1 pseudogene is annotated in these 1107 nt (G+C 60.3%); it reads right to left on the bottom strand.

The window, feature by feature from the left end:
- A pseudogene (locus ACSHSS_RS30220) lies at positions 1-1043 on the bottom strand (IS3 family transposase); the annotation flags it as partial.
- Between the last annotated feature and the right edge of the window lie 64 nt (positions 1044-1107).

Below are 1107 nucleotides of genomic sequence, written 5' to 3'. Positions count from 1 at the left end.
GGTGTTGTAGTAGCGTCTCCATGCCTCGATGATGACCTTTGCCTCGGCGAGGCTATAGAAGATCTCACCGTTGAGCAGTTCGTCGCGCAGCTTCGAGTTGAAGCTCTCGCAGTAGCCGTTCTCCCACGGGCTGCCCGGCTCGATGAACGCAGTCTTCGCACCGACGGCGACAATCCACTCCCGCACCGCTTTGGCGATGAACTCCGGGCCGTTGTCGGAACGAACATGGCCGGGCACACCGCGCAGGATGAACAGGTCCGACAGGGCGTCGATGACGTCGGTTGAGTTGAGCTTGCGAGCGATGCGGATCGCCATGCACTCCCGGGTGAACTCGTCGATGATGTTGAGCATGCGGAACTTTCTGCCATCGTGGGTCCGGCCCTCGACGAAGTCATAGGACCAGACATGGTTGGGGTACTCCGGCCAAAGCCGGATGCACGATCCGTCATTCAGCCAGAGCCGCCCCTTCTTCGGTTGCTTCTGGGGAACCTTCAGCCCCTCCCGCCGCCAGATCCGTTCGACACGCTTGGCGTTCACCGTCCAGCCTTCAGACCGCAGCATCGCCGTGATCCTGCGATAGCCATAACGGCCATAGCGGGAAGCGAGCCGGATGATGTCGGAGGTCAACGCCTCTTCATCGGGCCGGCCTTGCGGCTTCTTGCGCTGGGTCGAGCGGTGTTGGCCGAGAACCTTGCAGGCAAAGCGCTCCGACACGGAGAACTTCGCCATGACATGATCGACGCAACGGCGACGGCGAGCGGGGCTCAGAAGTTTCCCGAGGCAGCCTCTTTCAGGATCAGCTTCTCGAGTGTCAGGTCCGACACCGCCTTGCGCAGCCGGTCATTCTCTTTCTCAAGCTCTTTTAGGCGCTTTACCTGGTCACCCTTCAGGCCGCCGAACTCCTTGCGCCACCGATAGTATGTAAACTGCGTCACGCCGATCGAGCGAACCGCTTCTCCGACAGAACGACCTTGCGACAACAGAACATCGACTTGGCGCAGCTTCGCCACGATCTCTTCGGGTTTGTGCTTCTTCTGGGGCATTCCAACGTCCTCCTACGGCTCAATAGCCTACTTCAGGGAGGACCACTTTTCAGGGGGCAGACCA

It is taken from the genome of Burkholderia sp. BC1 (assembly GCF_052683555.1).
The sequence above is the reverse complement of the archived record's forward strand: the minus strand, read 5'-3'. Positions and strand labels throughout refer to the sequence as shown.